The sequence below is a fragment of the Nocardiopsis lambiniae genome (assembly GCF_031845465.1).
Classification (GTDB): domain Bacteria; phylum Actinomycetota; class Actinomycetes; order Streptosporangiales; family Streptosporangiaceae; genus Nocardiopsis; species Nocardiopsis lambiniae.
The window spans coordinates 186281-212408 of sequence record NZ_JAVREP010000002.1 but is presented as its reverse complement, the minus strand read 5'-3'; the positions used below and the strand labels follow the sequence as shown (position 1 = coordinate 212408).

The following is a 26128-nucleotide window of genomic DNA, read 5'->3' as shown; positions in this document are numbered from 1 at the left end:
GGCGTACAAGGTCGCGGTGGCGCACCGCAGGCTTCCAGTGAGGTGGGGAAGTCGGGAACGGGATCGGCCACGCTGGAACATTAGGGCAACCCCCGCCCGCCCTGCCGGCCCGCCCCCGCTTTCCCCGAACCGCTCCCATCGGGACCGCCACCGCCGTGGTCCGGCACGCCGCGGGGACGGGGACCTGTGACCGTTCACCCTCGTGTGGCCGGTTTCTCCTCCGGGGCGCGCAACGGCTCGGTCGGCGACGATGCCGACGTGTCGTCCTCCCATTGTCCTCCCACCCCGACGGCCACGACCACGGCGAGGTGGCCGGGGCCGTGCGGGGCGGGAGCGTGCGGCTCCCGAGCCGCTCGCGGTGGACGTGGCGGCGGAGGGGCCGCTCAGCCGAGGTCGGGGTGGACGTCCCGGTACCAGCCCTCGCGGGCCAGCAGTTCGGTGTGCGTGCCCGACTGGATCACCCGTCCGTCACGGACCACGTGGATGCGGTCCACCCGGTCCAGGCCGGTGAGGTCGTGGGTGATGAGCAGCGTCGAGTACCCCTCGGTCGCCGACAGCAGGTCGTCCACCACCGCGTCCCGGGTGTCCGGGTCCAGGTGGGCGGTGGGCTCGTCCAGCACCAGCACCCGGGGCGCGGCCAGCAGGGCGCGGGCCAGCGCCAGCCGCTGCACCATCCCGCCGCTGAGTCCCAGCCCGTGGGTGCCCACCCGGGTGTCCAGCCCGTCGGGCGTCGCCGCCACCTCGTCGGCCAGGCGGGCCCGGCGCAGCGCCGCCCACAGGTCGTCCTCGGTGGAGTCCGGCCGGGCCAGCCTGAGGTTCTCGCGCAGGGTGGACGCGAACACGTGGGGGTCCTGGGGCACCCCCGACACGACCGCGCGCACCTCGTCGGCCGGGTACTCCGTGATGTCGGTCCCGCCGATCTCCACCCGGCCCCCGTCGGGGTCGCGGAAGCGCAACAGGACGGACGCGAGCGTGCTCTTGCCCGCCCCACTGGGTCCCACCACCGCGATCGTCTCCCCTGCGGGGATGTCCAGGTCGACACCGTCCAACGCCCACGGTTCGTCCGGCCCGTAGCGCACCCGCAGGTCGCGGACGCGGACGGTGGAGTCCCCCTCGGGGTCCAGCCCCGTGCGGGTGGCCGGGGCGACCGACTCCGGGGTGTCCAGCACCCCGAACAGCCGGATCCCGCTCTCGCGGATCGCCCCCAGCCTGGCGGCGACGGCGGGCAGCGGGGCGACGATCTCGAACGCCGCGAGGGTGACCAGCACCAGGACCGCCAGGGAGACCGCGTCCAGGTCGCCGCCCTCGACGGCCACCACTCCCAGGAAGAGCGCGCCCCACACGGTCGCCCCCGTGATCAGGGCGGTGGCGCCCGCACCCAGACCGAGGATCGCCGCGTCGCGCCGGGCCATCCGGGTGAGTTCGTCGTCGGCCTCGTACACGCGGGCGACCTGTCGGTCCATCGCCCCGTAGGCGATCAGGTCCGGCGCTCCGTGCAGGGTGTCGACCAGGGACGTCGACAGCCGCCCGCGCGCCACCGCCTGACGGCGCCCCGGCGCCCGGCCCAGAGCGGCGGACGCCACCGGCACCGCGAGCCCCGCCAGCAGGAGGCCCAGGGCGAGGAGGAGCCCGCCGGGCGCGTACACGGCCGTGATGATGAGGACGGTCGCGCCACCGGTGACCAGGGAGATCAGTGGTGGGGTCAGCCCGCGCACCAGCAGGTCGAGTGTCGCCTCGGTGTCGTTGACCACCCGGGAGAGCAGGTCGCCGGAGCGGAACCGGCCGAAGGGTTCGGTGGCGGCGAGCCTGCCGTACACCCGCACCCGCACCTCGGCCAGGGTACGGAACGCCGCGTCGTGGGTCACCAACCGTTCCAGGTACCGGCTCACCCCCTTGCCCACGCCCAGCGCCCGGGTGGCGACCACCGAGATCCCCAGGGCGGTCAACGGCGGGTGCGAGGCCGCGGTGGCCAGCATCCACGCGGCCACACCCAGGAGGGTCACCCCGGAGCCGGTGGCGAAGGCGCCGAGCAGCACCCCCAGAGCGAACCGTCCGGTCCTGGGCCTGGCCAGGGCGATCATCCGCAGGAGGGGACCGCGGCGGTGCTCGGTCTCGATCGTGTTCATCCGGTGATGACCCCTTCACGGCCGTGCAGCGGCAGTTCCACGACCCGGGCGCCGAGAACGGCCCGGGCCCAGCCCGTGTCATGGGCGACGATGATCGCGGTGCGCCCCTCCAGGAGGCGCCCGACGGCGGTGCGCACCGCCGCGGCGTTCTCCGGGTCCAGGTGGGCGGTGGGTTCGTCGAGCAGCACCAGGGGCGCGTCCCGGCAGAACGCCCGGGCCAGCGCGATCCGTTGGCGCTGTCCGGCGGAGAGCCGGGTGCCGCGTTCGCCGAGCCGGGTGTCGTACCCGTCGGGCAACGCGGACACGAACCCGTCGGCCTCGGCGAGCCGGGCCGCCTCCCGGACCCGTTCCAGGGGGGTGTCGGGGGCGCCCAACCGGATGTTGTCGGCCACCGAGACGTCGAACAGGTAGGGGTGCTGGGGCACCCAGGCGATGCCCAACCGCCAGTCGTCGGCGGGGACCGCCGCCAGATCCTCCCAGGCGCCGTCCGGGGCACGGACCTCGATCCGCCCCTCGGTGGGGGCGTTCATCCGCAGCAGCAACGACAACAGGGTGGTCTTGCCCGAACCGCTGGGCCCGGTGAGCAGCACCCGCTCCCCGGAGTCCACCCGCAGGTCGACTCCGGACAGGGCCGGCAGGTCCCGCCCCGGGTAGCGCATCCCCACACCGGTCAGGCGCAGATCACCGCCGCTCGCGGGGGCGCGCAGGCCGGTCGGCGCGGGGTCCTTCCCGCCCTCCCCTTCGCGGCGCTCCAGTTCGGTGAACACCTGGTCCGCGGCGGCCACGCCCTCCATGCTGGCGTGGAACCGGGCGCCGACCTCGCGCAGCGGCAGGTAGGCCTCCGGCGCCAGGATCAGCACCAGCAGCGCGGTCTGGTAGTCCATGTGCCCGCCCAGCAGCCGCAGACCGACCTCGACCGCGACCAGCGCCACCGCCAGCGTGGCCAGCAACTCCAGGGCGAACGCCGACAGGAACGCGATCCGCAGCGTCCCCATGGTCGCCTTGCGGTGCTCCTCGCCGACCCGGCGGATGAGCTCGGCCTGCGCCTTGGCCCGCCGGAACACCGCCAGGGTCGGCAGCCCCTCGACCACGTCGAGGAAGTGTCCGCCGAGCCGGCTCAGCAGCCGCCACTGCCGTTCGGTCCGGCTCTGGGTGTGCATGCCGATGAGCGCCATGAAGACCGGGATCAGCGGCACCGTCACCAGGATGACGATCCCGGAGATCCAGTCGGCCCAGAAGACCACGACCAGGACGGCCACCGGCACGATCGCCGACAGCACCAGTTGGGGCAGGTAGCGGGCGAAGTAGTCGTCGAGGGCGTCCAGTCCCCGGGTGGCGAGGGTGACCAGCTCCCCGGCCTTGGGGGAGTCGCCGCCGTCCGCGCCGCGTTCGGCCGTCCACACCGTTCCCCTGCCGGTGACGTGGGCGATCAGCCTCCGCCGCAGGATCGACTTGGTGCGCGCGGCGCTGTGCAGCGCCGACGTCTCGGCCAGGTACGCCAGCAGGGCGCGCGCGACGGCGATCCCGCCGACGGCGGTGATCGCCCAGGCCAGGGCGTCGAAGCCGGTGCCCGCGAAGGCCCCGGTGATGACGTGGGCGAGCAGCCATGCCTGGACCAGGATCAGGCCGGTGATCACCACCCCGCTGAGCACGGAGACGGCCAGGTGGACGCGGACCGCGCCGGCGGTGCGCACCAGGCGCGGATCGAGCGGTTTCATGGGACCTCGGGTCGTTGGGAGGGAGCGGGTGCGGGCGCACGCCCAGTCTGGCCGATGGGGCCCGGGAACGGCACGACCCCCGCCCCGGGCGGTGGGGGAGGGGGTCGTGCCCGTCGGTGTGCCCGGGATCAGGTGTCGACGGTGTCCTCGGTGGCGGTCCTCCTCGTGCCGGTGGTGCCCTCGGCGGTGGTCACCTCCGGGATGACGATGTCCCCCCTGGCGGCCGTCTCCGTGCCGACGGTGTCCCCGGTGACGGTCGCGCCCGTGACGGTGGCGCCGGTGACGCGCTTGCGGAACACCCAGTAGCTCCACCCCTGGTAGACGAGCACCAAGGGCAGGAACACCACCGCGACCCACGTCATGACGGTGAGCGTGTAGTCCGCGGAGGAGGCGTTCTCGACGGTGAGGCTGAACGCGGGGTCGGTGACGGAGGGCAGCACGTTCGGGAACAACGACCCGAACAGGGTCACGACCGCGGACACGATGGTCGCGACCATGAGCCCGAACGCGAGTCCCTCGCGCCGGGCATGGACCGCCGCGACCCCGCCCACCAGGGTCGCCGCGGCGATGAGGACGAGCGGCCAGGTCCACGCCTTGCCGTGGGCGAGCTGCGTCCACATCAGGAAGGCGGCACCGGCGGGCACCGCGACGTAGGCGGTGCGCAGCGCGGCCGTGCGGGCACGGACCCGGACCGGCCCGTCGGTCTTCAGGCTCAGGAACACCGCGCCGTGCAGCGTGAACAGGGACAGCGTGGTGAGACCGCCCAGCAGCGCGTACGGGTTGAGCAGGTCGACGAGCGAGGCGGTGACGATGTGGTCGGAGTCCATGGCCACGCCCTGGACGATGTTGGCGAACGCGACGCCCCACAGCAGGGCGGGGGCGGCGCTGCCGAAGAAGATGGCCCGGTCCCACCACAGTCGCCAGGTGGAGTCGTCGCGCTTGCCCCGGTACTCGAAGGCCACCCCGCGCAGGATCAGCGCGATGAGGATGAGGAACAGCGGGATGTAGAACCCGCTGAACAGCGACGCGTACCAGGCCGGGAAGGCGGCGAACATGGCGCCGCCCGCGGTGAGCAGCCACACCTCGTTGGCGTCCCACACCGGACCGATCGAGTTGATGGTCACGCGGCGGTCGACGGAGTCCCGCCTGCCCATGAACGGCAGCAGGGTGCCGACCCCGAAGTCGAATCCCTCCAGGACGAAGTACCCGATCCACAGGACCGAGATGGCGATGAACCAGATGACGGCCAGATCCATGGTCCTGGGCTCCTAGTAGCTGAAGTGGGGGATCTGCGCTTCGTCGCCGTCCTCTTCGAGGTCGGGGACGAGGTGGGACGGGCCGGCCTTGATGTACTTGACCAACAGCCCGACCTCGACGACGGCGAGGACGCCGTAGATGAGGGTGAACAGCGACAGGCTCATCGCGACCGTCCCCAGGCTCACCCCGGGTGAGACGCTGGCGGCGGTGAGCAGGTAGCCGTGCACGGTCCAGGGCTGGCGGCCCATCTCCGTGAGCACCCAGCCGAAGATGTTGGCGGCCAGCGCGGCGGGCAGGGCGAACATCGCGAGCGGGTAGAACCACCGGGTCAGCGGACCGTCGACCGAGGGTGTCCGGTCCCGGCCCCGCGTGAGCCACAGGCCGATGGCGGCGATGCCGACGCCGGCCAGGCCCAGACCCATCATGAGGCGGAACGACCAGTAGGTCACGAAGACGTTGGGGATGTAGTCCCCCTCGCCGTACTCCTCCTCGTAGGCCTCCTGGAGGTTGTTCATCCCGTGGACCTCGCCGTCGAACTCGCCGGTGGCGAGGAAGCTGAGGATGTTCGGAACGGTGATGTCGATGGGGTTGTAGCGGGCCTCGGTGTCGCCGACCGCGAAGGCGGAGAAGGCGGCGCCCTCCTCGGTCTCCCAGAGCGCCTCGGCGGCGGCGAGCTTCATGGGCTCGTACTGGGCGGCGAGTTTGGCCTGGTGATCGCCGGAGAACACGACGATGACCCCGGCCATGAGCGTGAAGACCAGGCCGACCTTGAGCGTGCCGCGGAACAGGGCGAAGTCCCGTGCGGGCGGCGCCTCCCCGCGAACGCCGGTGTCGTTGTGCTTCTGGTTGCGCCACAGCTTGTAGGCGCTGACGCAGACGACGAACAGTCCCGCGGTGATGAACGCCGCCGAGACGGTGTGCAGGTAGGTGGACCAGGCCTGGTCGTTGCCGAGGACGGCCCAGATGTCGGTGAGTTCGGCGCGCCCGTTCTCCGGGTTGACCTCGAAACCGACGGGGCGGCGCATCCAGGCGTTGGCGGCGAGGATGAAGTAGGCCGACAGGTTGGTGCCGATCGCCACCATCCAGATGCAGGCCAGGTGGACGCCGCGGGGCAGCCGGTGCCAGCCGAAGATCCACAGGCCGATGAAGGTGGACTCCAGGAAGAAGGCGAGCAGGGCCTCCATCGCCAGCGGGGCGCCGAAGACGTCGCCGACGAACCGGGAGTACTCGCTCCAGTTCATGCCGAACTGGAACTCCTGGACGATGCCGGTGACCACGCCCATGGCGAAGTTGATGAGGAAGAGCTTCCCGAAGAACTGGGTCGCCTGGAGGTACTCGTGTCTGCCGGTGCGGTACCAGACCGTCTGGAGGACGGCCACGATGAACGACAGGCCGATGGTCAACGGCACGAACAGGAAGTGGTAGATCGTGGTGACACCGAACTGCCACCGCGCGAGTTCAAGGGCTTCCATATACGCCTCTCAAGTACCGACCTCCGGTAGTACTACACATCGTAGTTCTACAGCCTGTCGTAGATGCCCCAGGGGGTGAGCGCGGGGGCCTTTCCGGCGTCTCCGGGGGGCGATTCCGAGGGTGCGGTCGGGTCCGGAGAGTGAGAGTCGAGTCACGAACACCGCTCTCACCTGCGAATACGTGAACAGTTCGGGAGGGGGTGGGGTGTGCTTGTGGACTCCGACACATGTGCGAGCGGGTGCCGGGAACGCCGACGGCGGCCCACCCCCGCCGGGTGCGCCGCCGTACGTCCTTCCCGGGCTCAGCCGGCCCGGTCCTCCAACATGCCCTCCATCAGCTCGACCTCGGTCGTCTGGGCGTTGATCATGCCCTGTGCGAAGCCGACGACCATCTCCTCGCGGCCCAGCTCCACCTCGACCTCGGCCATCTCGATCCCGCCCAGGTGGTGGGCGATCATCAACTCCAGGAAGAGGACCTCGGCCTCCACCCCCTCGGCCTCCTCCAGGTCGACGATCTGCTCGGAGGTCGCCAGCCCCGGCATCGTCTCGGGCGCCTCGCCCTCTCCACCGTGCTCGTGTCCCGAGCCCGCCATCCAGGACATCGGCGCCTCCGGCCCGCGTATGGGCAGATCCCAGGCGCGCAGCCACCCCTGCATCATCCCGACCTGGGCCTGCTGGGTGCGGGCCATGTCCGTGGCGATCACCCGCAACTCGGCGTCGTCGGTCTTGTCGAGGACGATCATCGACATGTCCACGGCCTGGTTGTGATGGACGCTCATGTCGCGCAGGAAGCCCGCGTCGGCGCCGGTGTCCAAGGGGTACGAAGGGCGTCCCAGCAGGTAGCCGAGCCCGAGCGCCACTGCGACCAGGATCACCGTCAACCAGATCGGTGTCGAGCGGAGGGACGCGACCCGCGGCTCCGCCTCCTCCGTGAACCCCGCGCGGAGGTCCTCTTCCCGTTCGGCGTCCGGGAGGTCGTCGACCCCGTCGACATCGTCGGCGGCCTCGTGGCCGGTGCCGCTCTTGTGTTCCATGGGGACCACCCTGGTCAAATCGCATGACTGTGATGTCAAAGTAGAGGATAGGTAAGTCTCAGGCCCCACCACCCACCTCAGGAGACCCAGTGGCCAAGAAGAAGACGGCGGAGGAGCGCCGCCAACGGGCGGCCGCCCTCAAGGCGGAGCGGCTGCGCAAGGAGAGACGGCGCAAGATCCTCGGCATCACCGGTGTCATCACCGCGATCGTTGTGGTCGTCGGCCTCATCGGGTTCCTGTTCTACATGGACTATCGCAGCCGCCAGATCCCGGGGCTGGCCGAGTACGAGGTCGCTTCCTACGTGCACGTCGACACGGGGGAGAAGGTCGACTACGAGCAGAGCCCGCCGGTCGGCGGCGACCACTGGAGCGCCTGGCAGAACTGCGGTGTCTATCCCGCCCCGGTGACCTCGGAGTTCGCGGTGCACTCGCTGGAACACGGTGCGGTGTGGATCGCCTACGACCCGGAACTGCCGGCCGAGCAGGTCGCTCAGCTCGACCAGCTGTACACCCAGGGGTCCTACCTGCTGGTCAGCCCGTACGAGGGTGAGATGGACACGCCCATCGTCGCCTCCGCGTGGGGACGCCAGCTCGCGGTCGAGAGCCCCGAGGACGAGAACCTCCAGCGCTTCGTCCGCGCCTTCGAGCAGAGCACGGACGTGCCCGAGCCGGGTGCCGCCTGCTCCCAGGGCGTCAGCGAGACCGCCGAGGAGGTCGAGGCCCTGGTCTCGTCGGGCGAGGAGGACATCGCCCAGGAGATGGACGGACCCGCCGAGGGCGACGAGGAGGGTGACGCTCCGGAGAGCGACGCCCCGCAGGACGAGGAGTCCCCGGAGGACACCGAGTAACGTCCCTCGGGACGCGTGACAGGAGAGGGGGCGGGGTGACCGACACGGTCGCCCCGCCCCCTCCGCCGTTGCGGAACGCCCCGGAAGCGGAGGCGCGAGGATCCGGCGGGGCGTCGCTCAGAGCGCTCCGTCGGGCAGGGGTGTCAGGTGCTCGGACACGAGGTCGCCGATGGTGGTGAGCGCCGGGGCGGGGGGACCGTAGGAGGGCGGGAGCAGCAGTTCGACGTAGGCCTCGTGGCCGACCGCGGTGAAGACCGTGGGGGCGTCGGCCGGCTCGGACAGCCAGGGGACCCCGTTGACCTCGGTGAGGTGGGAGTCCGGGGCCAGAGAGGTGGGGCGGGCCACACCACAGCGCAGGCCGATCGCCGGTTCGCCCCAGGCGGCGGTCAACTCCGACTCGGGCCGGACCCCGACGCGGTCGGCGTCCATGAGGGTCCGCGGCAGGTCGGCGACCAGGGCGGCGCACCGTTCCTCGACGGCGGCGTCCGGCAGCGGGGGCTCCATGCGCACGGTCTGCGCGCCGCATCCCGTCGCGGCGGCCAGGGCGAGGAGGACCGGGGCCCACCGTGCGGGTACGCGCACCACACTCTCCGAGGAATCGGGTCAGATGTTGACGATGGGACAGGTGAGGGTCCGGGCGATCCCCTCCAGACGCTGGATCCGGGCCACCACGAGGGTGCCCAGCGCATTCACGTCATCGGCCTCGGCCTGGACGATCACATCGTAGGGGCCGGTCACGTCGTGGGCCTCCGCGACCCCCTCGATCCCCCGGATGCGCTCGGCGACCTCGGCGGCACGGCCGACCTCGGTCTGGATCAGGATGTATGCCTGCACCATGTGTGCTCCTTCGTGCGAGTCGGGTACGGGCGCACCCGACGGTGAGGCCGATGACGAACGTGTGACGAACGTGGGTCTAGACCACCGAGCCGGAGCGTCACCGTACCCTGTTCCCTGTGCAGAAGACCATTGGGGGTCTGGGTGAGTTCGCTCTGATCAGACGCGTGACGAGCCAATTCCCCAGGACGGACGATGTAATCCTCGGTCCCGGCGACGATGCCGCGATCGTCGCCTCACCCGACGGGCGGACCGTGGCCACCACGGATCTCCTCGTGGAGGGGCGCCATTTCCGACGCGAGTGGTCGAGTGCCCGAGACGTCGGTCACCGGGCCGTGGCCCAGAACTTCGCCGACGTCGTCGCCATGGGGGCCCGCCCCACCGGCCTGCTCATCGGTTTCGCCGCCCCCGCCGACCTGCCCCTGGCCTGGGCGGAGGAGTTCACCCTCGGTGTGCGCGACGAGTGCGCCATCGCGGGCGGCGCCGTCGTGGGCGGGGACATGGCCGGCTCCGACACCCTCACCATCGCCATCACCGCCCTGGGCGACCTCCAGGGTCGGGCGCCGGTCCGCCGCGACGGTGCCCGGCCCGGCGATGTCGTCGCCTACACCGGTCACCTGGGACTGTCCGCCGCCGGACTGGCCCTGCTCACGGAGGGCGTCGACGGTCCGGCCGCCTGCCTCGACGAACACCGCCGGCCCTCACCGCCCTACGCGAGCGGACCCGAGGCGGCCCATCTGGGCGCCACCGCCATGCTCGACGTCAGCGACGGCCTGGCCCAGGACCTGGGGCACGTGTGCCGGGGGTCCGAGGTGGGCATCGACCTCGACCCCGCGCTCCTGGCGCCCGAGCCGGCGTTGACCGAGGCCGTGCGGATCCTCGGCGGGGGCGCACCTCGGGCCCTGGCCTTCATGGTCTCGGGCGGAGAGGACCACGCCCTGGCCGCTACCTTCCCCGCCGACACCGTTCTGCCCGACCACTGGCACCGGATCGGGGTCGTCCGGGCGGCCGACCCCGACGATCGGTACGTCACCGTCGCGGGGAAGGCCCCCGAGCAGACCGGATGGGATCATTTCCGCCAGGGATGAGCGCGTTTGGATTTGTCTGGTTTGGCTGTCGCGCTAGGCTTGCGGCCGAGAATCGCCCGGTCCCGTGGAGGCGCGCGTCGGTCACCGGGAACAAGGTGTCCGGGGCACCGGTGGAAGGCGATCGGTGATCCGGTCTCGGTGAAAGGCGGTCCATGGGGCGGCACGGCCAGCGGCAGGGCGGCATCCGTCGCGGTGCGCACCGCAGCGAGCCCGAGAACGTGGGCGCGCTGCGCCGTTTCGGCGGCCTCATCGAGAGCACCGTTCCCAAACGCGTCGAACCGCCCCGGCTGCTCAACGTGCTCGTCGTCTCCGGTGTGATCCTGGGCCTGCTCCTGTTCGGCTACAGCACCACCCAGATCTACCTCCAGTTCGGTGGCACGCCCGGCGGCACCACCCAGGGCCCCCAGGACGGGGCCGGCCCCAGCGGCGACATCAGTCCCAGCCCCGAGACCGCCTCCCAGGCGCCCCAGACCCAGGCCGGCGCCGAACCCACCACCGTCGCCTACCGCATCGTGGAGTCCACCGATGCGGGTTTCACCGGGCACGTCACCGTCACCAACACCTCCCGCAGCAGGCTCGACGCCTGGGAACTGGCGCTGGCCTTCGAGGACGCCGAGGTCACCGACGTCCGGGACGCCGACTGGGAGACCATCGAGGACGGCATCCTGGCCCGCCAGCCCGGCGGGGGCGACGGCCTCGAACCGGGGGAGTCGGCCACCCTGACCTTCCAGGCGCTGGGGGTGCCGCAGAGCCCCGTCCGATGCTCCCTCAACGGGCACATCTGCCGACTCTGAGAGGGGACGGCGCACGCGAAGAGGCCCCCCGATCGGAATCGGAGGGCCTCGAAGACCTATCAGGGGCGGTGCTCCCTAGCGGGTCACCTTGCCGGCCTTGATGCACGAGGTGCAGGCGTTCACGCGCTTGGGCGTGCCACCCACCCGGGTGCGAACGGTCTGGATGTTGGGGTTCCAGCGGCGGCGGGTGCGACGGTGCGAGTGGGAAACACTGTTACCGAACCCTGGTCCCTTGCCGCAGACGTCGCAGACGGAAGCCACGGTAACTCCATTCAAGCGTTCGGGATCGCGCGCGTCGCCGCACGCGAAGGTTCAACCGACCGAAGAGGCCGGGCGGACAGGCCGGCGCGGACGCCAACCGTGGAAGAGTACACGAGGGAAGGTGAAAACGCCCCCTGCGTGCGGCCGGCGGAATGTGGTGCCACCGGTAGGACCATCGAAAGGCCACCACGCGGGCATGGCGGAAACACGATGAACTCACACGAGTATAGCCCCGCCGGCGACGGCGACGGACAACCGTGCCCGGACCCGCCCCGGGAGAACGCCCACCCGGACACCGACACCGCCACCGAGCGTCGCAACGAAGGTCTAGCGTGGTCGACGACCGGCGATCCTGAAGAGGAAGACCATGAGCACCTGGGACGAACCGCTGGGCAAGGGACCGCTCCGAGGCAAGACGGCCAAAGCCCTGGAGGAGAGACTCGACCTCCACACCCTCGGCGACCTCCTGCGCTACTACCCGCGTCGCTACGACCGGCGCGGTGACCTCACCGACCTGGCCCTGCTGCGCGAGGGTGAGCAGGCCACCGTGCAGGCCCGCGTCCTGGACGCCAAGCGGCGCACGGTGCCGCCGCGCCAGGGCCGTCGCCGGATGGACCTGCTGGAGGTCGTCGTGACCGACGGCACCGGACGGCTGCACCTGACCTTCTTCAACCAGGGCGCCTACCACCAGACCCGGTTGACCTCCGGACGGCTGGCCATGTTCTCCGGTCGGGTCGGCACGTTCAAGGGCCGTCGCCAACTGGACCATCCCCAGTACGAACTCCTCGACGAGGACGGCTCCGAGGTCGACCGCGCCCGCGCCTACGCGGACGAGATCATCCCGATCTACCCGGCGGTCAAGGGCATGGACTCCGCCACCGTCGGCCGCGCCGTCGAGGTCGCCTTGGGCGTCGTCGACGACCTGCCCGACCCGCTTCCGCCCTCGGTGCGCGGCGGCCTCGGCATCGCCGAGGCCCTGCGCGGGATCCACCGCCCCGAGACGGACAAGGACATCGGGGCCGCCCGCCGCAGGCTCAAGTGGGACGAGGCCTTCGTCCTGCAACTGGCCCTGGCCCGTCGTCGCCGGGCCGCCGCCGAACTGCCCGCCGTGCCCCGGCCCGGCGCCGACGGCGGGATCCTCGACGCCTTCGACGAACGACTCCCGTTCACCCTGACCGACGGTCAGCGCGAGGTCGGCGACCTCCTCGCCCGACGCCTCGACTCCGCCCACCCCATGCACTGCCTGCTCCAAGGCGACGTGGGCGCGGGCAAGACCCTGGTGGCGTTGCGCGCCATGCTCCGCGTCGTGGACTCCGGCGGTCAGGCCGTCCTGCTGGCCCCCACCGAGGTGCTCGCCCAGCAGCACCACCGCTCCATCGGGGCCATGCTCGGTGCGCTGGGCCGCGCCGGTCAGATCGACGGAGCCGAGCACTCGACCCGGATCGCCCTGCTCACCGGCTCCATGGGCGCGCCCGCCCGCCGCGAGGCCCTGCTGGACGCCGCCTCCGGCGCGGCCGGGCTCGTCGTGGGCACCCACGCCCTGCTCCAGGAGCACGTGTCCTTCGCCGACCTGGGCCTGGTCGTGGTCGACGAGCAGCACCGCTTCGGCGTGGAACAGCGTGACGCCCTGCGCGCCAAGGCCGTCGACGGCCGCCCCCACGTCCTCGTCATGACCGCCACCCCCATCCCGCGCACCGTGGCCATGACCGTCTACGGCGACCTCGACGTGGTCGCCCTCACCCAGCTCCCGGCCGGGCGGGCGCCCGTCGCCACCCACGTGGTCCCCGCCAAGGACAAGCCCCACTTCCTCACCCGCGCCTGGGAACGCATCCGCGAGGAGGTGGGCGCGGGGCACCAGGCGTTCGTGGTCTGCCCGCGCATCGGCGACGGCGACTCCGCCGAGGACGTGGTGGAGGACGGAGAGGACGCCCCGTTGTCGGTGCTGGAGGTGGCCGCCCGCCTGTCGGAGGGGCCGCTGTCGGACCTGAGGGTGGAGGTCCTGCACGGGCGGATGACGCCCGACGACAAGGACGCGGTGATGCGCCGCTTCTCCGAGGGGACCACCCACGTGGTGGTGTCCACCACCGTCATCGAGGTCGGCGTCGACGTGCCCAACGCCACGGTGATGGTCATCATGGACGCCGACCGGTTCGGGGTGTCCCAGCTGCACCAGCTGCGCGGCCGGATCGGCCGGGGGAACCTGCCGGGACTGTGCCTCCTGGTCACCGAGGCCGAGGAGAACTCGCCGGCCCGGGAACGCCTCGACGTGGTCGCCTCCACGACCGACGGGTTCGCGCTCTCCCAGGAGGACCTGCGGATGCGCCGTGAGGGGGACGTGCTGGGCGACGCCCAGTCGGGCCGCTCCAGTCTGCGCCTGCTCACCCTGCTCAAGGACGAGAAGCTCATCGAGGAGGCGCGGGAACGGGCCGGCGCCCACCTGGAGGAGGACCCGGAGCTGACGGCGTACCCGCCGCTGGCCGCCGCACTGGAGGAACTCCTCCCCGAAGAGCGCGCCGAGTACCTCGATAAGGCGTGACCGGACCCGTTCCCCCGCGAGGGGCCACGGGGTCACCGGGTCCGGCGGAGCGGACGTCTTCGGAGAGGGCCCGCGGCCACGGGCCGCCCGAGAGACGGTGGGGAGGGGAGGGGCGGCGACCGCCGCCCCTCCCCTCCCCACCGGACGGTCGGTCGCGGGGACACCGCCGGCCGAAGCCGAACGGGCCCGAAACGGATCAGGGGGTGCGGTGGGCGTACCAGAGGGCGGCCTCGCCGTAGACGCGGCTGCGGTCGAGGACCAGCCCCGCGGGCCAGTCGGGTTCGGCGGCGCGTTTGGACCGCTCCACCACCACCAGCGCGTCGTCGGCGAGCCAGCCGTGGGCGACCAGGTCGGCGAGCACCGTCGCGACCTCGGTGTCGGTGACCGCGTACGGAGGATCCGCCACCACCAGCTCGTACGGTTCGCCGGGGTTGGCCCGGGCGACGATCCGCTCCACCCGGTCGGTGGCCAGACGGGCGCCCGCCAACCCCAGCACGTCGATGTTGTTCCGCGCGCTCCGTGCGGCCTTGCGGTCGGCCTCCACCAGGAGCGCGTGGGCGGCCCCCCGGGACAGGGCCTCCAGACCGATCGCCCCCGATCCCGCGTACAGGTCCATCACCCGCAGGCCGGTCAGCGACCCGAGGTCGGACTGGACGGAGGAGAACAGGGCCTCACGGGCCCTGTCGCTGGTCGGTCGGGTGGTGCGGCCGTCGGGCACGGAGAGGCGGCGCCCCCCGGCCGTCCCGGCGATGATGCGGGTCATGGCACCACCGTAGCCAAGCCCGGCGGACTCGGCGCGCCTCCCCGTCCGACGTGACCGATGGGGGAAAGTGGCCACTAAGTGGGAGTTGCCCTGATCCGTGCCCGGGGCGCCCCCTACGATCTCGGTACCCGAACGTCGTACTCGAAAGGGGCGATCCATCGTGCGTCGTGCCGTCTGCCCGGGTTCCTTCGACCCGGTGACCTACGGTCACATCGACATCATCGGCCGGGCGGCCAAGCAGTACGACGAGGTCGTCGCCGCGGTGCTCAACAACGTGAACAAGAGGGGCCTGTTCACCGTTCCGGAGAAACTCGACATGCTCCGGCACGGTTCCGAGGACCTCGCCAACGTGCGGGTCGCCGAGTTCGACGGCCTCCTCGTGGACTTCTGCCGCGCCAACGGCATCGACACCATCGTGCGCAGCCTCCGCTCGGTCAGCGACTTCGACTACGAGCTCCAGATCGCCCAGATGAACTACCGCCTGTCCGGGGTGGAGACCGTGTTCATGACGGCCAACCCGCAGTACTCGTTCCTCTCCTCCAGCCTGGTCCGCGAGATCGCCCAGTACCACGGCGACGTCTCCAACCTCGTCACCCCCTACGTCCGGGATCGGCTGCGCGAGAAGTACACCGCGGAGCGCTGATCCACGGGCTTTTCCGGGGCTGATTTGGGTGGTCGGGGGCACGATGGGTAGAATCGAGGTTCGACCATGTGCGCCGCCGTCTTCGGCGTGCGCTCAGGCCGACCCCGGCCGCTTCCCGGTGGGCGGGTGACCCGGCTCCCGGACTTCTCGTGAAAGCTCGATGACCCTGTCTCGTCTCAATCCTCGTGACCCGTTCGTGGTCGACACCCAGGCGCTCGGACGCCAACCGGGGTCGATGCGCACGGTCGATCGCATCGTGACCCTCCCCGAGGAGTTCGCGAACGCGATGGCCTCCGTGTCCGCGGGCCGTGAGCTGGAACTGGACCTGCGGTTGGAAGCGGTGATGGAGGGAGTCCTCGTCACCGGGGCCGCCCGCGGCCAGATCAGCGCGGAGTGCTCGCGTTGCCTCGACCCCCTCGCGGAGGACTTCGAGGCGGGTTTCCAGGAGATGTACCGGTACCCCGCCGACGAGGACGTCTTCCAGGAGGAGGACGGGGATACGGACGACGATGATGAGGACTACTATCTAGAGGGCGACATGCTCGACCTCGAACCGGTGGTCCGAGACGCCGTCGTGCTCGCTCTCCCGCTCTCGCCGTTGTGCGACCCGGACTGTCCGGGCCTGTGCGCCGAGTGCGGTGCCCGGCTCGCCGACGCGGAACCCGACCACGGTCACGACGACCGGGTCGATCCTCGTTGGGAGGCGCTCCGCGGAATCGTGGAGAAGTCCGGCGAGTGACACAGCCCTTCCCCGTGGAACACGGGGATGATCCCGGCCTCGCCGGGAGCCCCGTGGATACGGAGCACACCCCGCCGTGCGCGGGGCCGACCAGATAAGCGACCTCCCGCGACCCGCGCGGGGGTGACCCAGGAGGATTGAAGTGGCCGTCCCGAAGCGGAAGATGTCGCGGAGCAACACCCGGACCCGCCGTTCCCAGTGGAAGGCGTCGCGCCCGGTGCTGGTCAACTGCCCGCGTTGCCGTGACCCCAAGCAGCCCCACATCGCCTGCCCGACCTGCGGCACGTACAACAACCGCCAGGTCGTCAGCCCGGCCTAACGACGTATGACAGGCTTCGGGTCCGGATACCCGATCCCCGATGCGTACCGGGGCGGTCCCCTGTGATGGGACCGCCCCGATGTGCTGTCCGGCACGTCATCACGTTTCTGAGGGGGAGACGCGGACGGACGAGGATTTGTAGAGTGTCGTTAGGGCGGCCACGGGCCGCACCCGACGCACCTTCGCCCACGCGATGACCTCCGGACCGTACCCGGTTCCCGAGTTCGTGGTGGCCGCCGGGGGAGCGGGCGCACCGGAGGACCCCGGTGCCCGGCTCCCGCGACGTTCACCTCGTTTTCGAGCACCCTGGTCGGGCCGCGGATCCGCGTCCGTACCGCGCGCCGTTCCGGCGTGCCCGAGCAGGGAAGTGAACCGAGTGGCCACCCAACTCTCCGCCGCCGAGGCCAAGGCGTTCCACGAGGCCATCAAGGTCGAGGTCGACCCCAAGATCCTGGTCCGCGCGTTGACCCACCGTTCCTACGCCTACGAGAAGGGCGGTCTGCCCACCAACGAGCGGCTGGAGTTCCTCGGTGACTCCGTGCTCGGCCTGGTGGTCACCGACACCCTGTTCCGCAAGCACCCCGACCTGCCCGAGGGGCAGCTGGCGAAGCTGCGCGCCGCCGTGGTGAACATGCGCGCCCTGGCCGACGTGGCCCGAAGCCTGGGCATCGGGGCCTACATCCGGTTGGGTCGCGGCGAGGAGGGCACCGGCGGGCGGGACAAGTCCTCGATCCTCGCCGACACCCTGGAGGCCATCATCGGCGCGGTCTACCTGGACCGCGGCCTGGGCACCGCCTCGGAGTTCGTGCACCGGCTGTTCGACCCGCTCATCGCCACCGCCTCGGGGCTGGGCGCGGGCCTGGACTGGAAGACCTCCCTCCAAGAGCTCACCGCCGCCCAGATGCTGGGCGTGCCCGAGTACCACGTGGACGAGTCCGGCCCCGATCACCAGAAGACCTTCCGGGCCACGGTCCGGGTGGCGGGGCAGAGCTACGGCCTGGGCGAGGGGCGCAGCAAGAAGGAGGCCGAGCAGCAGGCCGCCGAATCCGCGTGGAAGGCCATCAAGGCCCGTGCCGAGGCCGCTGACGGCGCCTCAGGAAAGAAGTAGGTGTCCCATGCCCGAGTTGCCCGAGGTCGAGGTCGTCCGCCGGGGGTTGGCGGCCCACACCGTGGGCCGCGCCGTCTCCGGGGTGGAGGTCCTGCACCCCCGCGCGGTGCGCCGGCACGCGCCCGGAGCGGCCGACTTCGCGGCCCGACTGGAGGGACGCACGCCCACCGCCGTGCTGCGTCGTGGCAAGTACCTGTGGCTGGCGCTGGACGGCGGCGACATGCTCCTGGCCCACCTGGGGATGAGCGGTCAGATGCTGATCCAGCCCCAGGGCAAACCGGACGAGAAGCACCTGCGGGTGCGGTTGCCGCTGTCGGACGGCAACGAGCTCCGGTTCGTCGACCAGCGCACCTTCGGTCACCTGATGGTGGACGTGCCCGGGGTGCGGGCGGACGTGCCCGCGTCGGTGGACCACATCGCCCTGGACCCGTTGGACGCCGGGTTCGTCCCCGAGACGTTCGTGCGGGCGCTGCGCGCCAAGGACACCGAGGTCAAGCGGGCCCTGTTGGACCAGTCGCTGATCAGCGGGGTGGGCAACATCTACGCGGACGAGGCGCTGTGGCGGTCCCGGCTGCACGGCCGGCGCAACACCCGGACGTTGACCCGGGCCCAGGGGGAGGAGCTCCTGGGCCACGTGAGCGGGGTCATGACCGAGGCGCTGGAGGTGGGCGGGACCACCTTTGACGGGCTGTACGTCAACGTCAACGGGGAGAGCGGCTACTTCGCGCGGGGGCTCAACGCCTACGGGCGCGAGGACCGGCCGTGCCGCCGGTGCGACGCCCCGATCGTGCGGGAGGCGTTCATGAACCGTTCCTCGTACAGCTGCCCCACCTGCCAGAGGCCCCCGCGGCGGACCCGTACGGCCTGAGCCCGCGCGTTCGGAACGGAGCGTTGGGACGGGTGGGGCCGGTGGGATTTCACGTCCCCGAACGGACATGCGACCACTCAGTGAGGAAAGTGTCTCCCCAAGGTAAGGAAGAGGAACGGTCATGAGTGACGGCGTCGAGGTCGTCCGGTTGACCGCGTGGGTGCGCGGGAAGGTCCAGGGAGTGGGTTTCCGCTGGTGGACACGGGCTCGGGCGCTCGAATCGGAACTCGTGGGCGCAGCCACCAACCTTTCCGACGGTCGCGTCGAAGTCGTCGCGGAGGGCTCCAGAGCGGGCTGCGAGAGGCTTCTTGAACACCTCAAGGGCGGCGGAACACCCGGCCGTGTGGACTCTGTGGTCGAACGTTGGGGTCCGAGTAGGGGGACGTTCACCGGTTTCATCGAACGGTGAGTATCCTGAAGGGGTAACGCGATTCGAGCACACCCCGCGACCGCGGCGGTCTATCGAAGGCTCGTGGCAGGGTCTCGTGAGGTGTGTCGTGGCCATCGTCGTGCGTTTCAGCGCGTCACCGGCTCGGCCGGGGTGGTCCTTTTCGCATCGTGTTGTCACCGCCTGCCCGGGTGTTCTCGCTCCGGGTCGCGGTGGTTAACGACTGTTTGTAATCCAATCTTGACCAGTAGCGCGCCTAGTGAGACTCTGGAAGGCATACCGCGCACCTTCCACCCGCGTGGAAGAAACATCGATGACGTGAAGTACGCACGTCATACGAAAGGAAATCCCGCGGGGTGTCGCATGCGCGAAATCACAACTGGTCACTCAGTGTGGAGGACCCATATCATGGCGAAGGCTCTGTTCGGCCACGTCGGCGGCTCCGACCCTCGTATGGTCCAGGAGATGCGACGGCTTCAGAAGCGGGTACGCGACCTGGAGGACGAGATCAGCCGGCTCCAGGCGCGCAACGACCAGCTCAGCATGGCGGTCAGCGACGTCACCGGTGCCACCGACCGCGAGCCCGCGCTCGCCTGATCCGCACGTTCGCGCGCACGGTCCCGACCGACCCGCGCGCATATGACGAACAACATCCGACGGCGGGGGCGCCGAGCGCACCATCCAGGCGTCCCTAACGGAACCCGTCGACGGATATCACTGAGTCCGAATGTCCCTGAGCCGCATTCTTTCCTTTTCCATTGCGGCCTCTTTCCCTTTGTACCCGGCGGACCCCGTCGCAACCCTCCGTGTCCGCCGGTGATCCCCCCTCCTTTCCCCCTCCCTTCGTGAAGTGTCGGGAGGGACCCGCGAAGGAACCGCGCCCGGGGCGGACACGCCTCCGCCCGGCGGCGCGTTCCCGCCGGACATCACACCGATCCCCGCACCCTGGTCACCGCTTCGTGGCACCCTTGTACGGGGCGACCCGCCTCCTGTCGAGGGGACGCGGTGGGAACGCCCGGTGACCATCGCGGGAGGTGTGGGTGTATCTGAAGAATCTGACGCTGCGAGGCTTCAAGTCGTTCGCGTCGGCCACGACCCTGCGCTTCGAACCGGGCATCACCTGTGTGGTGGGCCCCAACGGCTCGGGCAAGTCCAACGTCGTCGACGCCCTGTCCTGGGTGATGGGCGAACAGGGCGCCAAGTCCCTGCGCGGCGGCAAGATGGAGGACGTCATCTTCGCGGGCACCTCCACCCGCCCCGCGCTGGGCCGCGCCGAGGTCAGCCTCACCATCGACAACTCCGACGGTGCCCTGCCCATCGACTACACCGAGGTCACCATCAAGCGGACCATGTTCCGCAACGGCGGCTCGGAGTACGCCATCAACGGGGACACCTGCCGGCTCCTCGACATCCAGGACCTGCTCAGCGACTCCGGCATCGGCCGTGAGATGCACGTCATCGTCGGCCAGGGCCAGCTCGACACCGTCCTGCACGCCGGCCCCGAGGAACGCCGCTCCCTGGTGGAGGAGGCCGCCGGCATCCTCAAGCACCGCAAGCGCAAAGAGAAGGCGATCCGCAAGCTCAACGCGATGCAGGGCAACCTGGACCGGGTCACCGACCTCACCGCCGAGCTGCGCCGTCAGCTCAAACCGCTCGGCCGCCAGGCGGAACTGGCGCGCAAGGCCGCCGTCATCCAGGCCGACCTGCGCGACGCCCGCCTGCGCCTGCTCGCCGACGACATCGTCATCCTCACCGAGCAGCTCGCCAAGGAGGAGGCCGACGAGAAGGAGGTCCTGCTCCGTCGGACCGCCGTGGAGGCCTCCCTCGCCCAGGCCCAGGAGCGCGAGGCCGTACTGGAGGCCCAGAGCGCCGAGGCCGCCCCCGTCCTGACCCGGACCACCGAGACCTACCACGCCCTGTCCCGGCTCACCGAACGCCTGGACGCGGTGCGCGGGCTGGCCGCCGAACGCTTCCGCAACCTCGCGTCCGTCGGTGACGAACCCGTCCACCGGCGCGACCCCGAGGAACTGGAGAGGGAGGCCGAGGAGGCCGCCGCCCAGGAGGAGGAGCTGCTCACCCGGCTGGACGAGGCCCGGGAGGTCCTGGAGACCGCCGTCGCCGAACGCACCTCCGTCGAGGACGCCCTCCACCGCGAGGAGAAGCGGCTGGAGGCCGCCGGTCGGGCCGCGGCCGAACGCCGCGAGCAGTTGGTGCGCCTGTCCGCGAACGTGGAGGGCCTGCGCGGCCGACTGTCCTCCGGCGAGGCCGAGATCACCCGGTTGGAGGAGGCCGCCGCCCAGGCCGCCGAACGCGCCGAACAGGCCCAGGCCGAGTACGAGATGGCGGCCGAGGAGGCCGCCGGTCTCGACGAGGGCGACGCCGAACTCGACGCGGCCCAGGAGGAGGCCGCCGCCGCGCTCGCCCGGGTCGAGACCGACCTCAACCGGCTGCGCGACGCCGAACGCACCGCCGAGGGCGAGCGGGCCGCCCTGGCCGCCCGCAAGGAGGCCCTCGAACCGGGTCTGGCCGGCAAGGACGGCGCTGCCGCTCTCCTCGGTTCGGACCTGACCGGTCTGCTCGGCGCGCTGGCCTCCCTGATCCAGGTGGAGCCCGGACGCGAGGCGGCCGTCGCCGCGGCCCTGGGTGCGGCCGCCGGCGCCGTCGCGGTCGACGACCCCGCCGCCGCCGTCGCCGCCCTCGAACTGCTGCGCGCCGAGGACGCGGGCCGGGCCGGGATCGTCATCGCCGGCGCGGTGCCCGCACCGCCCCGCGCGGACTGGCCGCGTCCGCCCGTCGGCATCCGCTACGCCGTGGACGCGGTCACCGCCCCCGAACACCTCGCCGGTCCCCTCACCACGTTGCTCGACCGCGTCGTGCTCGCCCCCGACCTGGCCACCGCTCGCGATCTGGCCGGCAAACTGCCGGGCGTGCGCGCCGTCACCCCTGACGGGGACGTCATCGGCGCCGCCCTGGCCCACGGCGGCTCCGCCGGCGCGCCCAGCCTGCTGGAGGTCCAGGCCGCCGTCGACGAGGCCGCCGCGAAACTGGAGGTCGCCACCGAGGCCGCGGCCACCGCCGCCGAGGAACTCGACGTCAAGAAGGCCGAGCGCACCGAACTCACCGAACGGGTGCGGGAACTCACCGTCCGCCGCCGTCAAGGCGACCGCAAGCGCAACGAGACCGCCCAGCGCCTGGGCAAGCTCGGCGGTCAGGCCCGCTCCGCCGAGGCCGAGTCCGGGCGGTACGCCACGGCCGCGTCCAAGGCCACCGCCGCCCGCGCCGAGGACGTCGGGAAACTCGCGCGCCTGGAGGAGCGGCTCGCCGAGGCCGAGGAGATGGCGGCCTCCCTGGAGGAGGAGGCGCCCGACCCCGAGGTGCGCGACGGACTCGCCGCCCAGGCCTCTCTGGCCCGCGCCGCCGAGATGGAACGCCGCCTGGCGGTGCGCACCGCCGAGGAGCGCGCCCGCGCCGTCGCCGGCCTGGCCGAACGGCTCTCGGCACAGGCCGCCGAGGAGCGCAGGGCCCTCGAACGGGCCGAACAGCGCCGTGCCCTGCGCGCCGCCCAGGCCACCATCGCCGAGGCGGTCGCCGAGAGCGCCCGCCTGGCCCTGGAGCGCATCGCCGCCTCGCTGACCGCCGCGGAGGCCGAACGGGTCACCGCCGAGACCGACAAGGAGGCCCGCGACGCCGAACTGCGCACGGTGCGCGCCCGGGTCCGCGAGCTGTCGGTGGACCTGGAGAAGCTCACCGGTTCGGCGCACAGCGGCGAGATGGCCCGCGCCGAACGCCGGCTGCGCCTGGAGCAGTTGGAGACCAAGGCGATGGAGGAGATGGGCGTGGACGTGCCCACGCTCATCGCCGAGTACGGTCCGCGCGTGCCCGTGCCGCCGCCCGCCGACGCCGACGAGGACGCCGTCCCCGTGCCCTACGTGCGCGAGGTGCAGCTCAAGCGGGCCAAGACGGCCGAACGCCAGCTCAACCAGCTCGGCAAGATCAACCCCTTGGCCCTGGAGGAGTTCGCGGCGCTGGAGGAACGGCACTCCTTCCTCAACGCCCAACTGGAGGACCTCAAGAAGACCCGGCGCGACCTGATGGACATCGTCCAGGAGGTGGACGCGCGGGTGCAGGAGGTGTTCGCCTCCGCCTACCTCGACGTGGAGCGGGAGTTCTCGGCGATCTTCGGCCGGCTCTTCCCGGGCGGCGAGGGCCGTCTGCTGCTCACGAACCCCGACGACATGCTCACCACCGGCATCGAGGTGGAGGCCCGCCCGCCCGGTAAGAAGGTCAAACGGTTGTCCCTGCTCTCGGGCGGTGAGCGCTCGTTGACGGCGGTGGCGTTCCTGGCCGCGATCTTCAAGGCCCGGCCGTCGCCGTTCTACGTGATGGACGAGGTCGAGGCGGCGCTGGACGACACCAACCTCCAGCGGCTCCTGGTGATCTTCGAGGAGCTGCGGTCCGCCTCGCAACTCATCGTCATCACCCACCAGAAGCGCACCATGGAGGCGGCCGACGCCCTGTACGGCGTCACCATGCAGGGCGACGGCATCTCCCAGGTCATCAGCCAGAAGCTCGAACGTCCCGCCTGACGTCCGCTTCCGGCGTCCCGGACAAGAGGGGGCCGCCCTCCCCGGGGGAGAGGGCGGCCCGTGACCGGGGCGGAGGGGTCGTCAGCCCCGGTCGATCGTGATGACCGGGGAGGTCCAGGTCTCCCAGTGGTCGGGGTTCGACTCGTCACCGAGCGCCTTCAGGGCGCGCAGTTCGAGTCGGTAGTCGCCGTTCTTGACGTCCTTCACCCTGCCGTGGGAGTCCACGTAGGTGCCGTCCCACACGTAGCTGTGGAACGCGGTGGGCGTGGCGTTGCGGCCGACGTGGTCCACCGAGGCGGCGATGTTGTTGCGCGGGTGGACCGGGCGGCCGGTGCGCGCGTTGATGATCACCAGGTCCAGTCGGGTGACGTGGTGGTCGAAGTGCGCGATGACGTAGGGCACGTCGGGCAGGCCGTCGACCCACTCCAGGCTGTAGGCGTGGCCCTCGGGACGGTTCTCGAACGAACCGCCCGCGGCGCACTCCAACCCGGCGAACGCGTCGCAGTCGGTGATCGAGGTCAGCCACGGCAGCCCGTACTCGGTGGGAGCGAGGGCCGGGATCTCCTGGTAGTCCCCGTTGTAGGCGGCGTAGGGGACCCGGTAGGTCTCGCCGTCCACCTGGGAGACCACCACGTAGCCGCCGTAGATCATCTGGCTGTGGTCACGGGCGGGCGGGGTCACGGTGAGCTGTACCTCGACCGAGGCGCCCGGGGCGACGGTGACCTCGTCGGTGCCGAACGCCACGTCCGCGAAGCCGTCGTTGAAGCTCGGCGCGAAGGTGTTGCCGTGGGTCCCGAGCGCGCCCTCGTGGGACAGCTCGTAGACGGCCTCGGTGTCACCGTCGTTGGTGATGGTGACGGTCTCCGTGGCCGGGCCCTCGGTGGCGCCCAGCGACAGCTTGCCCGGGGTGACCGTGGTGGTGGCCAGGACCGAGCCGGGGATGTCCATCATCCCGGCGCCCTGACGGTGGACGTTGTCCGAGAATCCGAGACCGGGGTTGCCCCACCAGGCCTTGGGGTCGGCGCTGTTCTGGAGAACGGTGCGGACCTCGTGCGCGCCCAGGTCGGGGCGGGCCTGGAGGAGCAGCGCCACACCGCCGGCCACGTGCGGCGACGACATCGAGGTTCCGCTGACGGTGGCGTAGCTCCCCTTGGCGACCGGGTAGGTGGAGTTGATCAGACCCCCGGGGGCGCCGATGTCCGGCTTGACCGTGAGGTCGGCGGCCAGACCGTAGGAGCTGAAGGAGCTGATCAGTCCGCCGGTCGGGTTGGGAACGGTGATGACCTCGTCGCTCCAGCCCAGCGTGACGGGCTCGTCGCCCTCCAGCAGTTCGAGCAGGTGCAGGCCGGACGAGTTGGCGATGCCGACGGAGAAGGCGCCGCGGTCCACGATGCCGCCGCCCGCGAAGAGGCCGGCCACGTTGTTGTAGACGACGACTCCGGTGGCTCCCGCGTCGACGGCCGCGTTGTACTTCTCGGCGAAGGTGCAGTCACCGCGGATGATGAGCGCGGTCTTGCCGGTCAGGTCGCCGACGGTGTCGCCCAAGGACGTGCAGGCCCGTCCGGCCGATGCGAGCGGGTCGGTCTCACCGGAGGTGGGGGGTTCGGCGGCGCCGCCCATGTTCATGTAGGCGACGGCCTCACCGCTGGGGTTGGCCACCGCCGAGACGCTCTCCACGTGGGTGTTGTCGAAGGAGGCCACGCCGATGACGTGCTCGCCGAGGCCGGGTGCGCCCGCGGAGTACAGGCCGCTGGCGCCCTCGTTGCCGATCGAGGCGACGACGACCATGCCCTCGTCGACCAGGTTGTCGGAGGCGACGGCGGTCGGGTACTGCGGCCAGGAGTGCGAGGAGCCGATGCTCATGTTGAGCACGTCCATGTCGTCGGCCAGCGCCTGCTCCATGGCCGCGATCATGATGTCTGAGGTGGTGGAACCGGCGCAGCCGAACACCTTGTAGGCGCCGAACACCACGTCGGGGGCCACACCGGTGACCTCGCCCTCGGCGCCGACGATGCCCGCCACGTGGGTCCCGTGACCGTTGCAGTCCTGGGGATCGTCATCGGGGGCCGGGACGGCGTTCGGGTCCTGGGCGTTGAAGTCGTCTCCGACGAAGTCGTGGCCGGCGACCACGCGGTCGTTGGGGAATCCGCCGCCGCCCAGGTCGGGGTGGGTGTAGTCGACGCCGGTGTCCATGATGGCGACCCGGACGCCCTCACCGCTCAGACCGAGTTCGTTCTGGGCGATGTCGGCGCCGGTCATCGGCAGCGCGGTGTCGAGGTCGGGAACGCTCTCCTCCGCCTCGGGGATCCCGTACGTCACGACGGGGTAGATGGCCCGGACCCCGGGGATCGACCGCGCGGTGCCCACCTGGGCGTCGTCCATCTCCACGGACAGACCGTTCCACAGGTCGCCGAAGGAGTGGCGCTCGTCGTACTCCAGGCCGTACTCCTCGGCCTCGGCGCGGAACTCCTTCTGCTCCTTGTCGACCTTCGAAGCGGAGGTGCCCTGGGTGGTGGGGGGACTCTCCAGCTCGATGAACCACAGGCCGTTGGCCTGATGGACCAGTTCTCCGTCCTCGGGGGTGGGAACGGGGTGCAGGGGGGCGAGTTCCGAGATCTCGTCGGCTCCCGCGGGTGTCGCGGAGACCAAACCCGCCAACAGGGTCAATCCGGCGAGTGACGCCAGACGTTTACGGTGGGGTGCCACCTTGTCAACACATCCCTTCTGTGTGCGCGCCTCGGGAGGC

Annotated in this window: 22 protein-coding genes; 12 read left to right on the top strand and 10 right to left on the bottom strand. The window is 71.2% G+C overall.

The genetic code is table 11. From position 1 onward, the window contains the following. Positions 1 to 383 precede the first annotated feature (383 nt). The 5 genes from cydC to RM479_RS05305 all read right to left on the bottom strand — a co-directional run bounded on the left by cydC (position 384) and on the right by RM479_RS05305 (position 7607). Positions 384 to 2126 (bottom strand): thiol reductant ABC exporter subunit CydC, encoded by a 1743-nt coding sequence (gene cydC / locus RM479_RS05325; RefSeq protein ID WP_311510592.1) that lies wholly within the window; start codon positions 2124 to 2126, stop codon positions 384 to 386. Beyond that, positions 2123 to 3844 (bottom strand): thiol reductant ABC exporter subunit CydD, encoded by a 1722-nt coding sequence (gene cydD, locus RM479_RS05320; RefSeq protein ID WP_311510591.1) that lies wholly within the window; start codon positions 3842 to 3844, stop codon positions 2123 to 2125. Before cydD ends, cydC begins: the two co-directional genes overlap by 4 nt. A 128-nt stretch (positions 3845 to 3972) precedes the next feature. Beyond that, a complete protein-coding gene (gene cydB, locus RM479_RS05315; protein WP_311510590.1) occupies positions 3973 to 5100 on the bottom strand; it encodes a cytochrome d ubiquinol oxidase subunit II in 1128 nt (375 codons plus the stop codon). Positions 5101 to 5112: 12 nt separating this feature from the next. Beyond that, on the bottom strand, positions 5113 to 6573 hold the full coding sequence (locus RM479_RS05310) for a cytochrome ubiquinol oxidase subunit I (RefSeq protein ID WP_311510589.1): 1461 nt from the start codon (positions 6571 to 6573) through the stop codon (positions 5113 to 5115). A 302-nt stretch (positions 6574 to 6875) separates the two neighbouring features. Further along, complete coding sequence (locus tag RM479_RS05305; protein WP_311510588.1) at positions 6876 to 7607, bottom strand: DUF305 domain-containing protein; 732 nt, start codon at positions 7605 to 7607, stop codon at positions 6876 to 6878. Positions 7608 to 7696: 89 nt separating this feature from the next. Between RM479_RS05305 and RM479_RS05300 the strand changes: the two genes are divergently transcribed. Further along, positions 7697 to 8455, top strand: a complete 759-nt coding sequence (locus tag RM479_RS05300; RefSeq protein ID WP_311510587.1) for a DUF3105 domain-containing protein — start codon at positions 7697 to 7699, stop codon at positions 8453 to 8455. A 117-nt stretch (positions 8456 to 8572) separates the two neighbouring features. Here RM479_RS05300 and RM479_RS05295 read toward each other — a convergent pair whose 3' ends face one another. Further along, the gene (locus RM479_RS05295; RefSeq protein ID WP_311510586.1) at positions 8573 to 9037 is read right to left on the bottom strand and encodes a DUF3515 domain-containing protein; all 465 of its coding nucleotides are present in this window, start codon (positions 9035 to 9037) and stop codon (positions 8573 to 8575) included. 21 nt (positions 9038 to 9058) lie between these two features. Continuing rightward, positions 9059 to 9292 (bottom strand): Lrp/AsnC family transcriptional regulator, encoded by a 234-nt coding sequence (locus tag RM479_RS05290; protein ID WP_274809216.1) that lies wholly within the window; start codon positions 9290 to 9292, stop codon positions 9059 to 9061. Between the two features lie 116 nt (positions 9293 to 9408). On the opposite strand from RM479_RS05290, the gene RM479_RS05285 reads away from it, so the two are divergent. Both RM479_RS05285 and RM479_RS05280 read left to right on the top strand, forming a co-directional pair. Beyond that, complete coding sequence (locus tag RM479_RS05285; protein WP_311510585.1) at positions 9409 to 10377, top strand: thiamine-phosphate kinase; 969 nt, start codon at positions 9409 to 9411, stop codon at positions 10375 to 10377. A 152-nt stretch (positions 10378 to 10529) separates the two neighbouring features. Beyond that, complete coding sequence (locus tag RM479_RS05280; protein ID WP_311510584.1) at positions 10530 to 11171, top strand: cellulose binding domain-containing protein; 642 nt, start codon at positions 10530 to 10532, stop codon at positions 11169 to 11171. Between the two features lie 75 nt (positions 11172 to 11246). Here RM479_RS05280 and rpmB read toward each other — a convergent pair whose 3' ends face one another. Beyond that, on the bottom strand, positions 11247 to 11432 hold the full coding sequence (rpmB, locus tag RM479_RS05275; protein ID WP_013151263.1) for a 50S ribosomal protein L28: 186 nt from the start codon (positions 11430 to 11432) through the stop codon (positions 11247 to 11249). Positions 11433 to 11799: 367 nt separating this feature from the next. On the opposite strand from rpmB, the gene recG reads away from it, so the two are divergent. Beyond that, a complete protein-coding gene (gene recG / locus RM479_RS05270) occupies positions 11800 to 13968 on the top strand; it encodes an ATP-dependent DNA helicase RecG (protein WP_311510583.1) in 2169 nt (722 codons plus the stop codon). Between the two features lie 196 nt (positions 13969 to 14164). Here the strand turns inward: recG and rsmD are convergent, their stop codons facing one another. Continuing rightward, positions 14165 to 14731: a 16S rRNA (guanine(966)-N(2))-methyltransferase RsmD gene (gene rsmD / locus RM479_RS05265; RefSeq protein WP_311510582.1), complete on the bottom strand. Its 567-nt coding sequence runs from the start codon at positions 14729 to 14731 to the stop codon at positions 14165 to 14167. Positions 14732 to 14891: 160 nt separating this feature from the next. On the opposite strand from rsmD, the gene coaD reads away from it, so the two are divergent. The 8 genes from coaD to smc all read left to right on the top strand — a co-directional run bounded on the left by coaD (position 14892) and on the right by smc (position 23382). Beyond that, on the top strand, positions 14892 to 15374 hold the full coding sequence (coaD, locus tag RM479_RS05260) for a pantetheine-phosphate adenylyltransferase (RefSeq protein WP_311510581.1): 483 nt from the start codon (positions 14892 to 14894) through the stop codon (positions 15372 to 15374). Positions 15375 to 15534: 160 nt separating this feature from the next. Next, positions 15535 to 16113 carry a YceD family protein gene (locus RM479_RS05255; protein ID WP_274809211.1) on the top strand — a complete coding sequence of 193 codons (579 nt, stop codon included), beginning with the start codon at positions 15535 to 15537 and terminating at the stop codon, positions 16111 to 16113. 142 nt (positions 16114 to 16255) lie between these two features. Further along, complete coding sequence (gene rpmF / locus RM479_RS05250) at positions 16256 to 16432, top strand: 50S ribosomal protein L32 (protein WP_311510580.1); 177 nt, start codon at positions 16256 to 16258, stop codon at positions 16430 to 16432. A gap of 376 nt (positions 16433 to 16808) precedes the next feature. Further along, entirely contained in the window at positions 16809 to 17540 is a 732-nt protein-coding gene (gene rnc / locus RM479_RS05245; protein WP_274809209.1) for a ribonuclease III, read from the top strand. Between the two features lie 7 nt (positions 17541 to 17547). Next, positions 17548 to 18408 (top strand): bifunctional DNA-formamidopyrimidine glycosylase/DNA-(apurinic or apyrimidinic site) lyase, encoded by an 861-nt coding sequence (gene mutM / locus RM479_RS05240; RefSeq protein WP_311510579.1) that lies wholly within the window; start codon positions 17548 to 17550, stop codon positions 18406 to 18408. Between the two features lie 121 nt (positions 18409 to 18529). Continuing rightward, positions 18530 to 18817 carry an acylphosphatase gene (locus RM479_RS05235; protein WP_311510578.1) on the top strand — a complete coding sequence of 96 codons (288 nt, stop codon included), beginning with the start codon at positions 18530 to 18532 and terminating at the stop codon, positions 18815 to 18817. A gap of 387 nt (positions 18818 to 19204) precedes the next feature. Then, positions 19205 to 19393: a hypothetical protein gene (locus RM479_RS05230; RefSeq protein WP_274809206.1), complete on the top strand. Its 189-nt coding sequence runs from the start codon at positions 19205 to 19207 to the stop codon at positions 19391 to 19393. 443 nt (positions 19394 to 19836) lie between these two features. Beyond that, a complete protein-coding gene (gene smc, locus RM479_RS05225; protein ID WP_311510577.1) occupies positions 19837 to 23382 on the top strand; it encodes a chromosome segregation protein SMC in 3546 nt (1181 codons plus the stop codon). 81 nt (positions 23383 to 23463) lie between these two features. Here the strand turns inward: smc and RM479_RS05220 are convergent, their stop codons facing one another. Continuing rightward, positions 23464 to 26088 carry a S8 family serine peptidase gene (locus RM479_RS05220; RefSeq protein ID WP_311510576.1) on the bottom strand — a complete coding sequence of 875 codons (2625 nt, stop codon included), beginning with the start codon at positions 26086 to 26088 and terminating at the stop codon, positions 23464 to 23466. Positions 26089 to 26128: the final 40 nt, after the last annotated feature.